General features: G+C 58.6%; 18 protein-coding genes. 9 read left to right on the top strand and 9 right to left on the bottom strand.

Annotated features, from left to right (window positions below):
- Positions 1-2: 2 nt before the first annotated feature.
- Positions 3-1,190: an MFS transporter gene (locus tag A8O26_RS11990; protein ID WP_064118183.1), complete on the bottom strand. Its 1,188-nt coding sequence runs from the start codon at positions 1,188-1,190 to the stop codon at positions 3-5.
- 261 nt (positions 1,191-1,451) lie between these two features.
- A complete protein-coding gene (locus tag A8O26_RS11985) occupies positions 1,452-3,038 on the bottom strand; it encodes an ABC-F family ATPase (RefSeq protein ID WP_081265182.1) in 1,587 nt (528 codons plus the stop codon).
- A 381-nt stretch (positions 3,039-3,419) separates the two neighbouring features.
- Here A8O26_RS11985 and lpxO point away from each other — a divergent pair, with 381 nt between their 5' ends.
- Entirely contained in the window at positions 3,420-4,319 is a 900-nt protein-coding gene (lpxO, locus tag A8O26_RS11980) for a lipid A hydroxylase LpxO (protein ID WP_064118375.1), read from the top strand.
- Positions 4,320-4,463: 144 nt separating this feature from the next.
- On the opposite strand, the gene A8O26_RS11975 is transcribed toward lpxO, so the two are convergent.
- The gene (locus A8O26_RS11975; protein ID WP_064118181.1) at positions 4,464-5,330 is read right to left on the bottom strand and encodes a Ku protein; all 867 of its coding nucleotides are present in this window, start codon (positions 5,328-5,330) and stop codon (positions 4,464-4,466) included.
- 189 nt (positions 5,331-5,519) lie between these two features.
- Here A8O26_RS11975 and A8O26_RS11970 point away from each other — a divergent pair, with 189 nt between their 5' ends.
- Together A8O26_RS11970 and A8O26_RS11965 are read left to right on the top strand one after the other, a co-directional pair.
- On the top strand, positions 5,520-5,840 hold the full coding sequence (locus A8O26_RS11970) for a hypothetical protein (protein ID WP_064118180.1): 321 nt from the start codon (positions 5,520-5,522) through the stop codon (positions 5,838-5,840).
- A gap of 52 nt (positions 5,841-5,892) precedes the next feature.
- Positions 5,893-7,038 carry a PQQ-dependent sugar dehydrogenase gene (locus A8O26_RS11965; protein ID WP_064118179.1) on the top strand — a complete coding sequence of 382 codons (1,146 nt, stop codon included), beginning with the start codon at positions 5,893-5,895 and terminating at the stop codon, positions 7,036-7,038.
- 59 nt (positions 7,039-7,097) lie between these two features.
- Here A8O26_RS11965 and A8O26_RS11960 read toward each other — a convergent pair whose 3' ends face one another.
- Positions 7,098-8,198, bottom strand: coding sequence for a GNAT family N-acetyltransferase/peptidase C39 family protein (locus A8O26_RS11960; protein ID WP_064118178.1), 1,101 nt, complete (start codon positions 8,196-8,198; stop codon positions 7,098-7,100).
- A 92-nt stretch (positions 8,199-8,290) separates the two neighbouring features.
- On the opposite strand from A8O26_RS11960, the gene A8O26_RS11955 reads away from it, so the two are divergent.
- The 4 genes from A8O26_RS11955 to nudC all read left to right on the top strand — a co-directional run bounded on the left by A8O26_RS11955 (position 8,291) and on the right by nudC (position 12,650).
- Complete coding sequence (locus A8O26_RS11955) at positions 8,291-9,865, top strand: RimK family protein (protein WP_064118177.1); 1,575 nt, start codon at positions 8,291-8,293, stop codon at positions 9,863-9,865.
- Between the two features lie 7 nt (positions 9,866-9,872).
- On the top strand, positions 9,873-10,796 hold the full coding sequence (locus tag A8O26_RS11950; protein WP_064118176.1) for a magnesium transporter CorA family protein: 924 nt from the start codon (positions 9,873-9,875) through the stop codon (positions 10,794-10,796).
- Between the two features lie 204 nt (positions 10,797-11,000).
- Entirely contained in the window at positions 11,001-11,813 is an 813-nt protein-coding gene (locus A8O26_RS11945) for a crotonase/enoyl-CoA hydratase family protein (protein ID WP_064118175.1), read from the top strand.
- 6 nt (positions 11,814-11,819) lie between these two features.
- Complete coding sequence (gene nudC, locus A8O26_RS11940; protein WP_064118174.1) at positions 11,820-12,650, top strand: NAD(+) diphosphatase; 831 nt, start codon at positions 11,820-11,822, stop codon at positions 12,648-12,650.
- Here nudC and A8O26_RS11935 read toward each other — a convergent pair.
- Entirely contained in the window at positions 12,618-13,397 is a 780-nt protein-coding gene (locus A8O26_RS11935; protein WP_064118173.1) for a TSUP family transporter, read from the bottom strand. The two genes, nudC and A8O26_RS11935, sit on opposite strands and share 33 nt — an antisense overlap.
- A gap of 358 nt (positions 13,398-13,755) precedes the next feature.
- Here A8O26_RS11935 and sfnG point away from each other — a divergent pair, with 358 nt between their 5' ends.
- Positions 13,756-14,850 (top strand): dimethylsulfone monooxygenase SfnG, encoded by a 1,095-nt coding sequence (gene sfnG, locus A8O26_RS11930; protein ID WP_064118172.1) that lies wholly within the window; start codon positions 13,756-13,758, stop codon positions 14,848-14,850.
- A gap of 118 nt (positions 14,851-14,968) precedes the next feature.
- On the opposite strand, the gene A8O26_RS11925 is transcribed toward sfnG, so the two are convergent.
- Positions 14,969-15,448 (bottom strand): DUF1348 family protein, encoded by a 480-nt coding sequence (locus A8O26_RS11925; RefSeq protein WP_034153955.1) that lies wholly within the window; start codon positions 15,446-15,448, stop codon positions 14,969-14,971.
- 55 nt (positions 15,449-15,503) lie between these two features.
- Positions 15,504-16,067, bottom strand: coding sequence for a TetR/AcrR family transcriptional regulator (locus A8O26_RS11920; RefSeq protein ID WP_064118171.1), 564 nt, complete (start codon positions 16,065-16,067; stop codon positions 15,504-15,506).
- A gap of 216 nt (positions 16,068-16,283) precedes the next feature.
- On the opposite strand from A8O26_RS11920, the gene pssA reads away from it, so the two are divergent.
- Positions 16,284-17,627 (top strand): CDP-diacylglycerol--serine O-phosphatidyltransferase, encoded by a 1,344-nt coding sequence (gene pssA / locus A8O26_RS11915; RefSeq protein WP_064118170.1) that lies wholly within the window; start codon positions 16,284-16,286, stop codon positions 17,625-17,627.
- Between the two features lie 121 nt (positions 17,628-17,748).
- Here the strand turns inward: pssA and efeO are convergent, their stop codons facing one another.
- Together efeO and efeB are read right to left on the bottom strand one after the other, a co-directional pair.
- Positions 17,749-18,573 carry an iron uptake system protein EfeO gene (gene efeO / locus A8O26_RS11910; protein WP_064118169.1) on the bottom strand — a complete coding sequence of 275 codons (825 nt, stop codon included), beginning with the start codon at positions 18,571-18,573 and terminating at the stop codon, positions 17,749-17,751.
- A gap of 29 nt (positions 18,574-18,602) precedes the next feature.
- Positions 18,603-19,901 (bottom strand): iron uptake transporter deferrochelatase/peroxidase subunit, encoded by a 1,299-nt coding sequence (efeB, locus tag A8O26_RS11905; protein WP_064118168.1) that lies wholly within the window; start codon positions 19,899-19,901, stop codon positions 18,603-18,605.
- Position 19,902 lies beyond the last annotated feature (1 nt).

The following is a 19,902-nucleotide window of genomic DNA, read 5'->3' as shown; positions in this document are numbered from 1 at the left end:
GTTCAGGAAGTTGCACGGCGCATCAGTAGCAAGGTCAACCCCAGCCCGATCACCGACAACAGCGCCGCACTGAAGAAAATCCACGAATACCCCAGATTCAACGCCACCGCGCCCATCAGCGGCCCGGCAATCGCCAGCGCCAGATCAAAGAACACCGCATAAGCGCCCAAGCCCGAGCCGCGACTGGAACTCGGCACCTGCTTGATCGCCTCGACCCCCAGCGCCGGGTACACCAGCGACAGGCCAAACCCCGCCAGCCCCGCACCGATCAAGGCGAACGCCGTGGAGGGCGCCAGCCACAACATCACCAGCCCCAGCGTTTCGATGGTCATGCAGGCGATCGCAGACCTGAAACCACCAAACCGACTGATCGCCGAGATGAACAGCAGGCGCGACAGGATGAAACACACGCCAAACACGGTCAGGCAGTACGCCGCACCGGTCCAGCCGCGATTGAGGTAATAAAGGGTGATGAACGTGGTCAGCGTGCCGTAGCCGATCGAGGCCAGGGTGAGACTGGCGCCATACGGGGCGATGCGCCCGAATACCGCCCAGAATGGCAGGCGTTCGCCACGGATCACCGGCACCGACGGTTTGTTGCGGATCAGCAGCAATGCGCCGGCCGCCAGTACCGCGAGGGCAATGCCGAGGCTGGTGAAGCCGTAATCGGCGACCATTACCACACCCAGCGGCGCACCAATGGCAATCGCACCATAGGAAGCGATGCCGTTCCAGCCAATCGATTTCGCCGTGTGTTCGACCCCGACCTGGCCCATGCACCAACTGATCGTGCCCACACCAATCAGCCCTTGAGCGATGCCCAGCAGCAGGCGTCCGATGATCAGAATGATCAGGCTTGCCAGCGCAAAGTCCTGCAGCAGGGTGGACGCCAGCGTCAGCACACCGCTCAGCACGATCCCCCACAAGCCATAAATGATCGCCCGTTTGGTGCCGACCGTGTCCGACATGCGCCCGGCCATGGGCCGGCTGAGCAGGGTGGCCAGATACTGCGAACCAATCACCAGCCCGGCCACGACCGCGCTGAAACCCAATTGCTCGTGCACGTAACCGGGCAATACCGCAATCGGCAGACCGATGCAGAGGAAAGCAACAAAGGTGTAGAACACGATGGAGACGATCTGCAGGGTGATCGCCATGGAGCTTTGCGGGGGCTGTTGCTGTGCAGACATGAGGGCTCGTTCGCGGGCGGCGGTGGGAGAGTTCGCATCATGGCTTGGGCTTGCGATAAAAGAAAGCAGGCTAACTATTTTCCCAAAAGATTGATGTCGCAGCTACTGGCGTCTTCGCGAGCAAGCTCGCTCCCACATTTGAAATACATTCCCCTGTGGGAGCGAGCTTGCTCGCGAAGGTCGCCGCACCAGCAAATTCCTCACCCTGAAATGCAAAAAGCCCCGTCACAGGGACAGGGCTTTTCAGTTTTCAGCAGCGTTTTAGAACACTACACCCTGACTACGCAGGTAGTCATCGTAGGTGCCGCTGAAGTCGGTCACGCCATCCGGGCTCAGCTCGATAATGCGCGTGGCCAGGGACGATACGAACTCACGGTCGTGGCTGACGAAGATCAGCGTGCCCGGGTAGTTTTCCAGCGCCAGGTTCAGCGCCTCGATCGACTCCATGTCCAAGTGGTTGGTCGGTTCGTCCATGATCAGCACGTTCGGCTTTTGCAGGATCAGCTTGCCGAACAGCATGCGACCTTGCTCACCACCGGAAATCACTTTGACCGACTTGAGGATCTCGTCGTTGGAGAACAGCATGCGGCCCAAAGTACCGCGAATCATCTGCTCGCCCTGAGTCCATTGACCCATCCAGTCGAACAGGGTGACGTCGTCTTCGAAATCGTGCGCGTGATCCTGGGCGTAGTAGCCCAGTTCGGCGGCGTCGGTCCACTTGATACTGCCGGCATCCGGGGTCAGTTCGTTGACCAGGGTGCGCAGCAGGGTGGTCTTGCCGATACCGTTCGGACCGATGATCGCGACGCGCTCGCCGGCTTCAACCTGGAAGCTGAAGTCCTTGAACAGTGGCTTGCCGTCGAAACCCTTGGCCATCTTCTCGACCATGACGGCCTGACGGTGCAGCTTCTTGTTCTGATCGAAGCGGATGAACGGGCTCACGCGGCTCGAAGGCTTGACCTCGGCCAGCTGGATCTTGTCGATCGCCTTGGCGCGGGAAGTGGCCTGCTTGGCTTTCGAGGCGTTGGCCGAGAAGCGGCTGACGAACGATTGCAGTTCGGAAATCTGTGCTTTTTTCTTGGCGTTGTCCGACAGCAGTTGCTCGCGGGACTGGGTCGCCACGGTCATGTACTCGTCGTAGTTGCCCGGGAACAGGCGCAGCTCGCCGTAATCCAGGTCAGCCATGTGCGTGCACACGCTGTTCAGGAAGTGACGGTCGTGAGAGATGATGATCATCAGGCTGCTACGCTGGGTCAGGATGTTTTCCAGCCAGCGAATGGTGTTGATGTCCAGGTGGTTGGTCGGTTCGTCGAGCAACAGCACTTCCGGATCGGAAAACAGTGCCTGCGCCAGCAATACGCGCAGTTTCCAGCCTGGCGAGACTTCGCTCATTGGGCCGAAGTGTTGCTCGATGCCGATACCCAGGCCCAGCAGCAGTTCACCGGCACGGGACTCGGCGGTGTAACCGTCCATTTCGGCGAATTCGGTTTCCAGCTCGGCCACGGCCATGCCGTCTTCTTCGCTCATTTCCGGCAGCGAGTAGATACGGTCGCGCTCGGCCTTGACCTTCCACAGTTCTTCGTGACCCATGATCACGGTATCGATCACGGTGAATTCTTCGTAAGCGAACTGATCCTGGCGCAATTTACCCAGACGCACGTTCGGCTCGAGCATGACCTGGCCGCCGGTCGGATCGAGGTCGCCGCCGAGGATTTTCATGAAGGTCGACTTGCCGCAACCGTTGGCGCCGATCAGGCCATAGCGGTTGCCCGCGCCGAATTTGACCGAAACGTTTTCGAAGAGCGGCTTGGCGCCGAACTGCATCGTGATATTAGCTGTAGAAATCAAGGGTTTTTCCTGCGAAGCATTCTTAAAAAGCGAGGGTGCGGCTGGAGCGCTTGGCCCGAGTCAAAGTGCGCTGAAGCGGGGAGGTTCCCGTCATCAACCAAGGGGGGCGCGTAAAGTTTGGCGGCGATTGTACTGGTCTGGCTCTTTAAACGATAGGGCGATGACGCCAAGATCGCCGATTGGCGCAAACGCGGGACAGATTTTCACAGTTGAGGGTTAACTATCGGTTACAAAGTATGGCTAAAATGCCATCTATTCACCCAGCGCCTTTCAACGGCGCGGGCTCAAGGATGTGCCATTTGTTTCCAGACCACTGCATAAGACGCTGGCCTCGAGCTGCCTGGCGCGCAGTTTGTTCACTTTTGACGTGTGACGATTTCCGTGAAACTCATTATTGCTGCTATCTATGTCATTTCCATTGCATACGTTCATCTTCGTGGTCGTGTGCGCCACAAACTGGGTCGGCAACTGAGCGATCACTCGACGTTCCTCGCACCGATCAACTGCTTTCTGTACCTGTTCTCGAAAAAGCCCAACAAGCCGTATCTCGACCCGGCCGAGTTTCCCGATTTGAGCCCGTTGCAGGCGCACTGGGAAGAAATTCGCGAAGAAGGCCAGAATCTTCTGCGTGCCGGTGAGATCAAGCGTTCCAACCAGTATGACGACGTGGGTTTCAACTCGTTCTTCAAAAGCGGCTGGAAGCGTTTCTACCTGAAGTGGTACGGCGAGAGCCATCCATCGGCGATGAAGCTGTGCCCGCGCACCACTGAACTGGTGCAGAGCATCGGCTCGATCAAAGCAGCAATGTTCGCCGAGCTGCCTCCCGGTTCGAAACTGGTGCGCCACCGCGACCCGTACGCCGGTTCTTACCGCTATCACCTCGGTCTGGAAACGCCGAACGATGCCGGCTGCTACATCAATGTCGACGGTGAGAACTATCACTGGCGCGACGGCGAAGCGGTGATGTTCGACGAGACTTTCATTCACTACGCCGAAAACACCACGGACAAAAACCGCATCATTTTGTTCTGCGACATCGAGCGGCCGATGAAGTATCGCTGGGCCGCGGCGTTCAACAGTTGGTTCAGCCGCACCGTGATGTCGGCGGCAGGCGCGCCGAACGATGCCGGTGACCGCACCGGTGGCATCAACCGCTTGTTCACCCGCATCTACAAGATCCGCCTGCGCGGTAAAGAGCTGAAAAAGCGCAATCGCAAACGCTACTACATGGAAAAGTGGGCGATCTTCGGTGGATTGCTGGCGGTGTTCATTCTGATCTAGATTCTGCGGCGACGTGTCTGACGCCTTCGCGAGCAAGCTCGCTCCCACAGGGTTTTGGGTTGAATGCAAAAATTTGCAATCACTCAAATCCACGGTGGGAGCGAGCTTGCTCGCGAAGGGGCCATCAAAATCACAGCAAAAATCTCAGGAAGCCTTCTTGGTTTTCTTCGCCGGCGCAGATTTCGCCGTTTTCTCTGCTTTCGCCTTTGGCTTCGCCGGCGCTTTCCCGCCAAGGCTACGTTTGAGCAGCTCGGTCAAATCAATAACATCGGCCGTTTTGCGTTCTTCTTCACCGCCCACCGTCTCGACATCCTCGATCTTGCCTTCATGGGCTTTCTTCTCGACCAGCGCCATGATCTTGTCTTCGAACTCATCCTTGTAGTCCTCGGGTTTCCAGTCCGCGCTCATGTCTTGCACCAGCCGTTTGGCCATGTCCAGTTCACCCTTGGCCAACTGGGGTTTGGTCACTTCAGGGCCCAGCGCCAGCTCATCGAGGCTGCGCACTTCCTGCGGCCAACGCAATTTCACCAACACCAATGCATCTTCCAATGGCATCAGCGCCGCCAAATACTGCCGCGTATGCAGCACCACGCGGGCGAGGGCGACTTTGTTGGTTTTGCTCAGGGTTTCGCGCAGCAACGCATAGACCTTGCCGCCACGTTTGTCCGGCGCCAGGTAGTACGGCGTGTCGATGTTCTGCAGCGGAATCTGCTCGGCGTCGACAAAGGAAAAGATATCGATGGTCTGCGTCGACACCGGGTGCGCCGAACGGATTTCCTCCTCGCTGAGCACCACGTAACGGCCCTTTTCGTAGGCCACACCCTTGACGATGTGTTCCTTGGTCACCTCTTTGCCGGTCACCTTGTTGACGCGTTTGTAGCCCACCGGGTCCATGCTGCGGCTGTCGAGCCAGTCGAAGTCGACGCCCTGCGAAGAGGTCGCCGACACCAGCGCGACGGGGATGTGAACCAGACCGAAACTGATCGCGCCTTTCCAGATTGCCCGAGCCATGGTGTGTTCTCCGAGTGATGATCAGGTGACCTGTTTGCTGACGCGAAAGTTTCCAGTGATTGCGGTGGTTTCAGATGACTTGGTCAAGCCGTGTTACATGTTGTTTAACGCGGACGGGTTAACAAATCCGAACCCACGGCGTAGCGTGGACTCGAAGGCTCTATCCCATGCCCATCGAGAGGCTGCGTCATGAACCGAATTCTGCTTGGCATCGTCGTCCTGACTCTCAGTGGCGGTCTGGTTCATGCCGACGTCTTATTGGCGCAAAGCCCGACCGGCACCAGCAATAACCCTTACAACAGCCCGATTCGCCGGGCCAATCCCAACAGCATGCAGGGCACTCAGCCCAGCGCTCCCGCCATTCGGGGACCGAACACGGTGCCGACACCGCGTCAGCCAACAGTCGAGAACCGTGGCATTGGCAACGGGCAGCCGATCCGTTCGGTGCCGAGCACACCGCCCACCTTCATTCCCAACCCGCCATCGCGGGACACCGGCAGCAACCGTTGAACGGCAGGACTGAGGTTCTGTCAGCCATTCAAATGAACAAAAGGAATCGTGCATGTTGCGTAAAACCCTTTTAGCCAGCCTGTGCGTCGGTGCGCTGATCAGCGCACCGGCATTTGCCGCAACACCCAAGGAGTTGCAAAGCGAGCAGGGCACACTTGAAGTCACCACGATCGCCCAAGGGCTCGAACACCCGTGGGCCCTGGCATTCTTGCCGGATCGCCAGGGCATGCTGGTGACGGAACGGCCGGGTAACCTGCGTATGGTCGGTGTCGACGGTAAAATTTCCGCGCCGATCAGCGGCGTGCCAGACGTCTGGGCGAAGGGGCAGGGTGGTTTGCTCGATGTCGTGTTATCACCGGACTTCAAACAGGATCGGCTGATTTACCTGTCTTACGCCGAGGGCGGCGGAGAAGGTGGCAAGGCCGGGACTGCGGTGGGGCGCGGTCGCTTGTCGGATGACTTGAAAAGCCTCAAGGATTTCAAAGTGATCTTCCGTCAGGAACCGAAACTCTCGGTCGGCAACCACTTCGGCTCGCGGCTGCTGTTTGACCGTGACGGCTACCTGTTCATCACCCTCGGTGAGAACAACGACCGGCCGACCGCGCAGGATCTCGACAAACTGCAAGGCAAAGTCGTGCGCATCTATCCGGACGGCAAAGTACCGGATGACAATCCCTTCGTCGGTCAGTCCGGTGTGCGCCCGGAAATCTGGTCTTACGGCCATCGTAACCCGCAGGGCGCCGCGCTCAACCCGTGGAATGGCACAATTTGGGAGAACGAGCACGGTCCACGCGGTGGCGATGAAGTGAACATCATCGAACGTGGGAAAAACTACGGCTGGCCGCTGGCGACCCACGGCATCAATTACTCGATGCAACCTATCCCGGAGGCGCAGGGTAAAACCGTCGAAGGCACCGTTGCACCGCACCATGTCTGGGAGAAATCCCCGGGGGTGAGCGGGATGGCCTTCTACGATGCTGATCGCTTCAAACCGTGGCAACACAACGCGTTTATTGGCGCGCTGGTGACTCAGGAACTGATCCGCTTGCAGTTCGATGGCGACAAGGTGGTGCATGAAGAACGCCTGCTCGGCGAACTCAAGCAACGCATCCGCGATGTGCGACAGGGGCCGGATGGCTATCTGTATGTGCTGACAGATGAATCGAAGGGTTCTCTGTACAAAGTCGGCCTGAAATAGACTCCGTCGGGTGAAGGCAAATCCTGTGGCGAGGGAGCAAGCTCCCTCGCCACAGACAATTAGCCATTGCGGGCAAACAGCACCACCGCAGCGCGCAACTTACCCCGGCCAAACCGACACATTTTCTCGAACTCGCCATGACTGACCGGCACATGCTGGCAGTCCATCGGCTGTCGGTGCTGGCTGTGATCGACATCCGGGTCATGCAGATAAACAAAGTCCTCGTCGCAATCGGTCACCATCACCCAGTGCGGGGACTTCGATCGGGTCAGGCGATAACTGCTGATCAGCACCAGCGGTTGTCCGCCCGCATCGAGCAAGCGCGGCAGGTCGAGCGATGTGCCAAGCAACTGCTCGACGTCGGTCTCGGCCAACTGCGTCATGAACTCCTCATGGACCAGGCGCATGACGTCTTTTTTATGCGCATCGCGCACCCCGTCGAGAAACAACGGGCCTGCCAGACTCAACTGCAACCTCACGCGAAAACCTCTGCGCCATGCGGCCAGCGCCAAACCCTGCGGGCTGCAGCCGCCATGGCCGGCGGTCATGAACACCGTGGTCGCTTCGCGCCAGATCTGCAATTCTTCGCGACGCTCCAGTAACCGCTGTGCCTGCAACGCGCCCATGGCCATCAACAGGCAAGCCGGGCCGCAGGTGAAATCGGTGGTTTGCCGGTAATAAGGCACCTTGATACTGCGCGAATCGCGGTGCTGAAGAATGCGTTTCTCCAGACGCAGCGCATCGGCATGGTCTTCGTAGTAATCGTGAATCAAGGCAAAACGCCGATAACCGTTGCGTTCATACAAGGCAATCGCTGCAGGGTTGTCGGTGCGCACCTCGAGGCGCAGGTAGGCGCAATCGTGTTGCAGAGCGATCGCTTCGATCCGTTGCAGCAAGTGCTTGCCCAGGCCTTCGCCCCGCGCATCAGCGGCAATCGCGATGGAATACAGGCGTGCCAGCGAGGTACCACGGTGAAACAACACCAGGGCGTAACCGAGCAAATGGCCCTCGCGCTCTGCCACCAGCAACTGCCCGTGTGCGCGGGTAATCATCCACTGGAAGCTGCGACTGGTCAGCCGGTCGCTGGTGAAACATTGCATTTCCAATGCCAGCAGCGCTGGCAAATCTTCAACTGTTGCCGGGCGAAAAACAGCACTCATATGACCACCGTAAAAGTTGCGTAACGAAACGAGACTTTCGAAAAACTTCGTGCTTAATAGAAAAGGTCTTGTTCTCCAACGGATCAATCTCTATGTCAGCGGTACAGGGTCATTGGCGCGAAGTATCCGAGCAAAGTTTGCCGGCGGCAACTTATTTAAATTCAGCAACTAGAACTTCCAGTCAAGTGCTGATCATTGTCGAGCGCAAGGAAGACTGGGCCTCGTATTTTCCCAGCGAGGGCATCATCACTGCACAGGAATACCTGGAGCAGACCCGCGAAACCGAGCCGGGCAAGCGCGTGCAGGTGATCAACCTGTGCCGCAGCTACAAGTACCTGGGCCACGGCTATTACTGCTCGCTGCTGGCGGAAGCCCGTGGTCACAAGGTGATTCCATCGGTGCGGACGATCAGCGAGCTGACGCGAAAATCACTCTACGGGCTGGCCCTCGACGATCTGGATAAAACCCTCGAAAAGGCGCTCAGCCATCATCTTTACAGCGACACCGAAGGCTTTACCCTGACCCTGTATTTCGGCCGAACACATATCGAGCCGTTACAGGATCTGGCCCGGCAGTTGTTTGAGTTATTCCCGTGTCCGATTTTGTTAGTTGAGTTTCGCCGAACTAACGGTTGGCACATCGAAGGGGTAAAGTCTGGCACTTTGCACAAGTTGCGCGATGATCAGGAAGATCAGTTCGCCAACGCGCTGGATGGCTTCAGCCGTAAAATCTGGCGGGCGCCGCGCTCGCCGCAAGTTGCCCGCTATGACCTGGCGATCCTGCACGATCCGCAGGAAACGTTGCCGCCGTCCAACGCCAAAGCCCTGGCGAATTTCGTCCGGGTCGGCAAAACCATGGGCATCGATGTCGAGCTGATCGAGCGCAAGGATTACGCGCGGCTGGCCGAGTACGACGGTTTGCTGATCCGCGAAACCACCAGCGTCGACAACCACACTTACCGATTCGCCAAGAAGGCCGAAAGTGAAGGGCTGGTGGTGATGGATGATCCGACGTCGATTCTGCGCTGCACCAACAAGGTCTATCTGACCGATCTGCTCAACAGCCATCAACTGGGCATGCCCGCCACCGAAATTCTCTACAAGGAGCGACCCGAAGACTTCGAGCGGGTCGGCGAACGCCTCGGTTTTCCGTTGGTGCTGAAGATTCCCGATGGCTGCTTCTCGCGCGGGGTGATCAAGGTCGAAAGCCAGCAAGCGTTGCTTGAGGCTACTGCCGAACTGTTCGAGCACTCGGTGTTGCTGCTGGCGCAGGAGTTCTTCTACACCGAATACGACTGGCGCATTGGTGTGCTCAATCGCAAACCGATCTTCGCCTGTCAGTACTTCATGTCCAAGGGCCATTGGCAGATCTACAACCACAAAGCCAAAGGCCAGGACGTCAACGGCGAATGCCGCACGCTGGCGATCCATGAAGCACCGCGCGCGGTGGTCGAGTTGGCGGTGAAAACCGCCAACCTGATTGGCGACGGCCTCTACGGCGTCGACCTGAAACAGGCCGGCGACAAAGTCGTGGTGATCGAAGTCAACGACAACCCTAACCTCGACGCCGGCATCGAAGACGCTTATTTACAGGACGACCTGTATTCACTGGTGCTCGAAGAGTTCGTACGGCGCCTGGAGCTCAAACGTCGCGGCCAGGCGTGGTGATGCGCCGATGATCAGTCGCTTCGCATTGAGCCACGGCGCCTTGCAGCGGGTTGAGCGACTGGACGCCGAGGTGATGCTGTTCAGCAATCCCGACGCCGCCGAGCGTGACTTGCTGCACAGCCATTTCAAGGTCGATGAACACGCGCTGGCCTCGGCGTTGGATCCGGATGAGGTCTCGCGGATCGAGTTTCATCCCGATCACCTGTTTCTGATCTGGAAGCGTCCGGAAAACTATTCCGGGGCTGGCAGCCTGGCGTTTGAAGTGTCGTCGTGTGGTTTGTTGTTCTCCCCGGGACAACTGTTGGTGATTGCCACCGATGACACGCCGTTGCACGGCCTCGGCACACGTCAGGCGTTAAATACGCCACTGGATGTGCTGCTCGACCTGTTGTTCAACAACATCCATCACTACCTCGGGCACTTGAAGGTGATCAAACTGGTCGCCCGCGAGTTGCAGCAGAAATTCAACGCCTCGATGCAGAACCAGCATCTGATCCAGATGTTCAACCTCAGTGAAAGCCTGATCTATTACATCAACGCCCTGCACAGCAACGGCGCGGTGCTGACGCGGCTGCGCAATCACGCGGAAAAACAACACTTCGGCAGTGAAGCGCTCGGCCTGATCGACGACTTGATCATCGAAAACAACCAGTGCTACAAGCAGGCGGAAATCTACTCCACGGTGTTTTCCGGGCTGATCGATGCGCGCGGCAACCTGATGAACAACAGCATGAACAACCTGCTGCGCAAGCTGACGTTGATCAACGTGGTGTTTCTGCCGTTGAACCTGATTGCGAGTATTGGCGGGATGTCGGAATTCAGCATGATGACGGCGGGGACGCCGTGGTGGGTTTCCTATCCGGTGTTTCTGGCGGTGATGTTGTTGGGGGCGGGGGGGATGTTGTTTGGGTTGCGGCGTTTGGCCAGATGATTTGTAGTGACTGATCGGACGCCTTCGCGAGCAGGCTCGCTCCCACATTTCGAAATGCATTCCCCCTGTGGGAGCGAGCTTGCTCGCGAAGAGGCCGGCACAGGCAAAGTAAAACTCAAGACAGTCCCGCATTTGGCCGAACCGCCGCTGTGATGCCTTGTTATAGTTCGGGCCTCATTTTCAGCCCGGTAAAGGATCACTGCCATGACTCAATACTCCGCCTTCAGCGTCGAACTGGCCGATAACATCGCCCATGTGCAGATCAATCGCCCGGAGAAGATCAACTCGATGAACGCGGCGTTCTGGAGCGAGATCGTCGAGATCTTCCAGTGGATCGACGACACCGACGAAGTGCGCGTGGTGGTGCTCAGCGGCAACGGTAAGCATTTTTCCTCCGGCATCGACCTGATGATGCTCGCCGGCGTCGCCAATGAACTGGGCAAGGACGTCGGCCGCAACGCGCGCCTGCTGCGCCGCAAGATCCTCACCCTGCAAGCCTCGTTCAATGCCGTCGATAACTGCCGCAAACCGGTGCTCGCGGCCATTCAGGGCTATTGCCTGGGCGGTGCCATCGACCTGATTGCCGCCTGCGACATGCGCTACGCCGCCGAAGACGCGCAATTCTCGATCAAGGAAATCGACATCGGCATGGCCGCCGATGTTGGCACATTGCAACGGTTGCCACGGATCATCGGTGACGGCATGCTGCGTGAACTGGCTTACACCGGTCGCACCTTCGGCGCTGACGAGGCGCGCAGCATTGGCCTGGTCAATCGCATCTACAGCGACAAAGACGCGCTGCTCGAAGGCGTGATCGACATCGCCCGCGAGATCGCTTCGAAGTCGCCGATTGCGATCACCGGCACCAAGGAAATGATCAGCTACATGCGCGACCACCGCATCGACGATGGTCTCGAATACGTTGCCACCTGGAACGCCGCCATGTTGCAATCCACCGACTTGCGCGTGGCCATGGCCGCCCACATGAGCAAACAGAAACCCGAATTTCTGGACTGAGAAACCATGACAGCTCGCTGGACCACTGCAGTACTCGACACCGATCAACCTGGCGGCTGGGCCGTGGCGCGCAGCCCGGACGGTTTTCTGTTCGACGACAACGGCGCGCTGTTCCCGCGCGAATGGCTCAAGCGTCAGGATTTGTCAGTCCTCGCCGAGCACGGCATCGGCCATCTCGACGGCGAGCCGGTGTACTTGCTCGAACTGCGCAGCGCCAGCGAGGTGCCGGGTTGCAACTGGAAAGGTCTGCGGGCGTTCATGCTCGACGGCGAGCACACGATCTACAAAGTGCTCGGTTACGCCGCGCAGATTGGCACGTGGGCCCGCGAGCACCGTTTTTGCGGTAACTGCGGCCAGGCCATGACGCAGGTGCCGCGTGAGCGGGCGATGTATTGCCAGCCGTGTGATTTGCGCAGTTATCCACGGATTTCGCCGAGCATGATCGTGCTGATCACCCGTGGCGACGAGATCCTGCTGGCACGTTCTCCGCGTTTCGTCACTGGCGTTTACAGTACGCTGGCCGGGTTCGCCGAACCTGGCGAATCGGCCGAAGATTGCCTGATTCGGGAAGTGCGTGAGGAAGTGCAGATCGAAGTGAAGAACATTCAGTACCTGGGTAGCCAGTGCTGGCCGTTCCCGCACTCGATGATGCTCGGCTTCCATGCCGAATATGCCGGTGGCGAGATTGTTTGTCAGGAAGACGAGATCGAAGACGCCCAGTGGTTCAACGTGCACGACCTGCCGCCGTTGCCGGCGTCAAAGTCGATTGCCCGTTACCTGATCGACGTCTACGTGGCGCGGCGCTTAGGCCACGCTGAACCAGTGCTGCCAGGCTAGGCGCACGGTCAAACCCAGCACCACGGTGATGAACACCGGGCGAATGAACTTGGCGCCACCGCTGATTGCGGTGCGCGCGCCAAAGAACGCGCCGACCATCACCGACAGGCCCATGCTCAGGCCGATGATCCAGTCCACCTGCCCGGAAAACACGAACACCGACAGCGCCGCAATGTTGCTGACGAAGTTCATGCTGCGCGCCACGCCGCTGGCTTTGACCAGATCGATCGGGTAGAGCAGCAGGCTGCTCACCGTCCAGAATGCGCCCGTGCCGGGGCCGGCCACGCCGTCATAGAAACCGAGGCTGAAACCCTGGGTCGACTGCCATTTCTTTTTGATCGGTGCGTCGCTGTCCAGCGGCGCTTTTGGCGTACCGCCGAACAGCAAATACAAACCGCAGGCGAAGACGATCACCGGGAGCATCTTGTTCAGCCATTCGGCCGGCAGGTAATGGGCGACGATGGCGCCGGTCAGTGCGCCGACTAGAGTGCCAACAATCGCGTGGGTCCATTGGCGCGGGTGGAACAGCTTGCGCTTGTAGAAGGTGAAACTGGCGGTGGCCGAGCCAAACGTCGAACTCAGTTTATTCGTGCCGAGCACCAGATGCGGCGGCAGGCCGGCCGTCAGCAGGGCAGGGGTGGTCAACAGACCGCCACCGCCGGCGATGGCATCGATGAAACCGGCTATGAAAGCGACGAAGGCCAGAATGGCCAGGGTGGTGAGGTCAACGCTGAGTTCGAAAGGCATGGAATCGGCTTATTCGGCAGGGCGCAGATTTGGCTGCGGGGAGGGCGGTCATGTTACTCATTTCCAAGTGTTGCGGCGACCCGTCTGACGCCTTCGCGAGCAGGCTCGCTCCCACAGTTTTTGGGTTGTTCGCAATATCGATATTCACTACAAATCCCCTGTGGGAGCGAGCTTGCTCGCGAAGGCGGCTTTCCAGCCACTGCAAAATCTACTGTTGCCCACTCAACATCCAGCCAACAAATCTCCCCTCTCCAAAACATCTATTCAACGCCGAACACCAACAAAAACGGGCATTCCAGCCCTGGCACGCTTGCTGCTCTACCTCTCCCATCTCCCCACATGTCCCGAGGACACGCCAATGAGTCAGCAAGCCGTGAAATTTGCCTACTGGGTGCCGAACGTCAGCGGTGGGCTGGTGGTCAGCAAGATCGAGCAGCGCACCGATTGGGGCATCGACTACAACCGCAAACTGGCGCAGATCGCCGAGGCCGCCGGGTTTGAATATGCGCTGACGCAGATCCGCTTCACCGCCGGTTACGGTGCCGAGTTTCAGCACGAGTCCGTCGCGTTCAGCCATGCACTGCTCGCTGCCACCAGCAAACTCAAAGTGATCGCCGCGATTCTGCCCGGTCCGTGGCAACCGGCGCTGGCGGCGAAGCAACTGGCAACCATCGACCAACTCACCAATGGTCGCATCGCGGTAAACATCGTCAGTGGCTGGTTCAAAGGTGAGTTCCAGGCCATCGGTGAGCACTGGCTGGAGCATGACGAGCGTTATCGCCGCTCCGAAGAATTCATTCGTTCGCTACGGGGCGTGTGGAGCCAGGACAACTTCACCTTTCGCGGCGACTTCTACCGCTTCGACAATTACAGCTTGAAACCAAAACCGTTGGGCCGTCCGGAAATCTTCCAGGGCGGCAGTTCCCGTGCGGCGCGGGATATGGCGGCGCGAGTCTCGGACTGGTATTTCACCAATGGCAACAGCGTTGAAGGGATCAAGGCGCAGGTCGACGATATTCGTGCCAAAGCAGCGGCGAATCATCATTCGGTGAAGGTCGGCGTGAATGCCTTCGTCATCGCCCGCGATACCGAAGAAGAGGCGCGGGCCGTGCTCGCGCAGATTATCGAACAGGCCGACCCGGAGGCGGTGAATGCCTTTGGCGACGCAGCGAAACAGGCGGGCCGGGCATCGCCGGAGGGTGAGGGTAACTGGGCAAAATCGACGTTTGAGGATCTGGTGCAATACAACGATGGTTTCAAGACCAATTTGATTGGCACGCCGTTGCAGATTGCCCAGCGGATTGTCGCGTTGAAAGCGGTGGGGGTGGATCTGGTGCTGGCGGGGTTTCTGCACTTTCAGGAAGAGGTCGAGTATTTCGGGCGGCGGGTGTTGCCGCTGGTTCGCGGACTTGAGGCCAAGGCGCATTCGCAGCATGCCGCTGCGGTGGTTTGATCCCAGAGAACCCTGTGGGAGCGAGCTTGCTCGCGAAGGCGTCCTTTCAGTAAATGTTGTGATTACTGATACACCGCATTCGCGAGCAAGCTCGCTCCCACATTCGATCTATTTGAAATTACAGGCCGAGGTCGGACAGGCCCGGATGATCATCCGGGCGACGCCCCAGTGGCCAGTGGAACTTGCGTTCGCTTTCCTTGATCGGCATGTCGTTGATGCACGCATAGCGCTGAAACATCAGGCCCTGCTCATCGAACTCCCAGTTTTCGTTACCGTAGGAGCGGAACCAGTTACCCGAATCATCGTGCCATTCATAAGCGTAACGCACAGCGATGCGGGTATCCGAGTAAGCCCAGAGCTCCTTGATCAAACGGTAATCCAGCTCTTTCGCCCATTTACGGGTCAGGAAGGCCTTGGCTTCTTCGCGGTTGTTGGCGAACTCGGCGCGGTTGCGCCACTTTGTGTCGAGGGTATAGGCCAGCGATACCCGTTCCGGGTCGCGGGAGTTCCAGCCATCCTCGGCCAGTCGAACTTTCTCGATCGCCGATTCGCGGTTGAAGGGCGGCAATGGCGGACGTACCTGGGCTGCAGTAGACATGTTCAGTCTCCCGATCTAATTAATAATTGAACAACAAGTCCGGCTTATTAAGGCGTTACAGGTCCAATAACTTTCGCGCCATGCATTGCGCATTATCGGCGGCACTGTGATCACCCATCACAAGCGCTACGGTAATGGCGCCGTCAATCAGGATCAGCAGCTGTTTGGCCAGCAGTTGCGGATCCTCGGCACCATGTTCGGTACACAGCTCGCACACGTAGTCGAGCAGCTTCTGTTTGTGTTCTTTGGCGACCAGCCGAACCGCATCCTGAGGGTCGCCGGTTTCACCGCTGGTGTTGATGAACGCGCAGCCGCGAAAGCCTTCCGAGGCGAACCAGCTCTTGAGCACGGTAAACAGGTTGAGCAGGCGATCGGCCGGGGTTTCGGCCTGATCGACAGCGCTGCGGTACCAGTGCATCCAGCGTATGTCGCGGCGTTGCAGGGCGGCGACGGTCAAGGCGTCCTTGTCGGCAAAGTAACGGTAGATACTTTTTCTGGAGACACCGGCGGTTTTCACCAGAAGGTCCATGCTGGTGGCAGCGATGCCACTTTTATAGATCAACTTTTCGGTGACATCCAGGATGATGTCGCGTGTGTCGTTGCTAGTGATTTCGTTCATGTGGCGAACAGTAGAACGATTGTTCTCCATGGTCAAGCAAGTATTTTTATTGCTGGTGAAATCGCTTTCGCGAGCAGGCTCGCTCCCACATTTGAAATGCATTCCCCTGTGGGAGCGAGCCTGCTCGCGAAGGGGCCATTACAGACACTAACAAGACCCGAAGGATGTGATGGTGTAAGCTCTCGGGTTCTTCGGATTCGACCCATTGCGAGCCCTATGCCGTTGCTTTTCAAACGCTCCTTGCTGCCCAAACTGCGCAGCTTTCCGCTGACCGCCGAGGCCGTGACCATTCTGTCCGGTGCCGCCGAGTTCCGTCGTTGCCTGCTCGAGAAAATCGCCACGGCGACGCAGCGCATCTACATCGTCGCGCTGTATCTGCAGCAAGACGAAGCCGGTCAGGAAATCCTCGATGCCTTGCACGCCGCCAAGCTCAAACGCCCCGAGCTTGAAATTGCCGTGGTGGTCGATTGGTTGCGCGCCCAGCGCGGTCTGATCGGTGCCGGCAAGCAGCCGGGCAACTCGGCGTGGTATCAGGAAATGACCCGCACGCACCAGAGCGAAGTGCCGGTCTACGGCGTGCCGGTGCAAACTCGCGAACTGTTCGGCGTCCTGCATTTGAAGGGCTTCGTAATCGACGATTGCGTGGTCTACAGCGGCGCAAGCCTGAACAATGTGTACCTGCACAAGTTCGACAAATACCGTTTCGACCGCTATCACGTCCTGCAAAGCGCTGAACTGGCCGACTCGATGCATCATCTGGTCAAACACGGCTTGATCGAATCGAAAGCGGTGCATCGCCTCGATCTGCCCAACCTGCCGACCACTCGCAGCTTGCGCAACGACATCGGCGACCTGCGCAGCCGCCTCAAATACGCGACGTACGACACCAGCGCCGGCAGCACCGCGCATGAAGGTTTGTCGGTCAGCCCGTTGTTGGGTGTGGGCAAGAACAACCCGTTGAACCGGGCGATCCTCGAACTGATCGCCAGCGCGCAAAAGCAACTGACCATTTGTACGCCGTACTTCAACCTGCCGCTGGGCGTGATCCGTGAGATCAATCGCGCACTGGCCCGTGGTGTGAAGATCGACATCGTGGTCGGCGACAAGACCGCCAACGACTTCTACATTCCGCCGAGCGAGCCGTTCAAGGTGATCGCCGCGCTGCCGTATCTGTACGAGATCAGCCTGCGTCGCTTCGCCAAGCGCCATCAGCGCAACATCGACAGCGGTCAGTTGAACCTGCACTTGTGGCGTGATGGCGACAACACCTATCACCTCAAGGGCATGTGGATCGATCAGCGCTATACGCTGCTGACCGGCAACAACCTCAATCCACGCGCGTTCCGCCTGGATCTGGAAAACGCGTTGTTGATCGATGATCCGAAAGGGGAATGGCTGGAACCGCGAGCGAAGGAGCTGGAAGAGATTTTCCGCCACACCACGCGGATCGAGAATTTCCAGAGTCTGGAGACGCTGCCGGAATACCCGGCCGGGGTGGCCAAGTTTCTCAAGCGGGTGAGTCGGGTGCGGATTGAGCGGTTGCTCTACCGGATTCTCTAAAATCGAAATTATCTAGCGCGGCTGATAAAGTCTTCGCGAGCAAGCTCGCTCCCACAGGAAATGCATTCCAAATGTGGGAGCGAGCTTGCTCGCGAAGGGGCCAGACCGACGCTACAAAAACCTAATTCAGACCCAACTTGCCACGCAACGTGGACAGGTCTTCAGCCAGTGTATTCACCGGCCCGACCAGCGCTTTACGGTCGTTATCCTTCACCTTGTCATACGTCTCGAAACCACCATCCTTGGTCTTGTACTTGGCCAGAATCTTGTCGACGGTGGCAAAGTTCTTGTCGACCTTCGCAACGAAAGCCTTGTCCTGTTTCTCGATCTGCGGACGGAACAGGTCAACGATTTTTTTCGCGCCGTCGATGTTGCCCTGGAAGTCATACAGGTCGGTGTGGCTGTAGCGATCTTCTTCACCGGAGATCTTGGTCGCGGCGACTTCTTCCAGCAGTGCAGCAGCACCGCCGACGACTTTCTCAGGCGGGAAGGTCAGGCCGGCGACGCGGGTTTGCAGGTCTTTGACGTCGCTGTTGAGCTTGTCTGCCAGCTCGTTCAGGCCGGCAGTGCTTTTTTCCGAGAACAGCGTGTATTCGATGCGGTGGAAACCGGTGAAGTCTTCAGCCTTCACGCCTTTTTCGTGGTCGTCGACGCGCGAGTCGATGGACGCATCGAGGTCACTGAACAGCTCGGCAATCGGCTCGATCGACTCGTAGTAAACGCGGGTCGGTGCGTAGAGCTTTTGCGCGGTGGCCAGATCGCCTTTCTTCACCGCGTCGGTGAATTGCTGGGTGTGGCTGCCCAGCTCATCGAGTTGCTCGGTGACGTAGATCTTGTAGTCCGACACCGGCCCGACCAGATCCAGCGGTGCTGTCGCGGCGAACGCCGACAGCGGGGTGTTGAGCAAACCAAGGGTCAGCAATAACGCGAGTGGCGTCTTTTTCATGGGGGCGGCTCCAGTGTTGAGTGTTGTTTTTATGCAGCGGTTTTCGGTTGTGTGGCATTGAGCAGCGAGCGACCGATGAAGTCCTTGTCGCCCGTGACACCCGGCAGGGTGAAGAAGTACCCGCCGCCGACCGGTTTGAGGTATTCCTCAAGCGGTTCGCCGTTGAGGCGGGTCTGCACGGTGATGAAGCCTTTTTCCAGGTCGGCCTGGTAACAGATGAACAGCAGGCCCATGTCGAGCTGGCCGTTTTTGTTCACGCCATTCGAATAGTTGAACGGCCGACGCAGGATCAGGTTGGCCTGGCTCGCAGCAGTGCGCGGGTTGGCCAGGCGAATGTGCGCGTCGAGTTTGGTCAGCTTGCCTTCTGGATCCTTGTGGTAATCCGGCACCTCGGTTTCATGGCTGCCGCCGATAGGTGCGCCGGAGGTTTTCACCCGACCGAGGATGCTTTCCTGTTCCTGCAAGGGCGTGCGGTCCCAACGCTCGACAAAGTTGCGGATGATCCGCACCGCTTGATAGCTGCCATGCGCAGCCCAGGCCGGTTCATCGCTGCCCGGTTGCACCCAGACGATGCTGTCCATGGCTTTGGCGTCGTTGGAGTTCGGGTTGGCCGAACCGTCACGGAAACCGAGGAAATTGCGCGCCGATTGCGCCGGCACACCCGGTTTCGCCGGGGCTTGCGGCGGCACGCTGCCTTCCTGTTTCCAGCGCACCAGCAGCAGATCAGGGAGGTTTTTGACGATGTCGCGCAGGGCGTGAATGTTGGTGTCGGTGGTGTTGGAGCAGAACTGCAAGCTCAAGTCGCCGTGGCAGCAATCGGCTTCCAGTGCATCGTTGGGGAAACCGACCATGCGTTGCAGGCGCTTGGGCTTGGCGTCGGCCAGACCGAAGCGTTCGTCGAACAGCGACTCACCGACGGAAACGGTGATGGTCAGGTTATCCGGCGTGACGTTCGGGCCGAGGATGCCGGAGTCCGGTGGCGGCAGTTTCGGATCGATCTGCGCGACCGGGCCGCCCTTCATCAGGAACGCGATGCGCTCGTTGAGCGTGCGGAACAGCCGCTCCAGATCTTCACGATCACTGGCCAACACGTCGAATGAAACCAGCATGCCCGAGGCCGGGCGCGGGGTAACGATGCCGGTCTGGTGCACACCGTGGAAATCGTGGCGGTCTTCGGTCTTGTCGCTGCTGGGTGCTTCAGTGACTTGTGCCGGCGCGGCGGCCATCGCCGGGCAGCTCAGGGCTGAACCTGCGAGGGCGACACCGGCGGCGCCCATGCCCATCAGGACACGGCGACGTTGCAGGTTGAGGTTTTCTGAATCTTTCATC

The organism is Pseudomonas fluorescens, from assembly GCF_001648775.1.
GTDB classification, from domain to species: Bacteria; Pseudomonadota; Gammaproteobacteria; order Pseudomonadales; family Pseudomonadaceae; genus Aquipseudomonas; species Aquipseudomonas fluorescens_M.
Note: the sequence above shows the minus strand (reverse complement) of the source record. Positions and strands in the feature narration are given on the sequence as shown.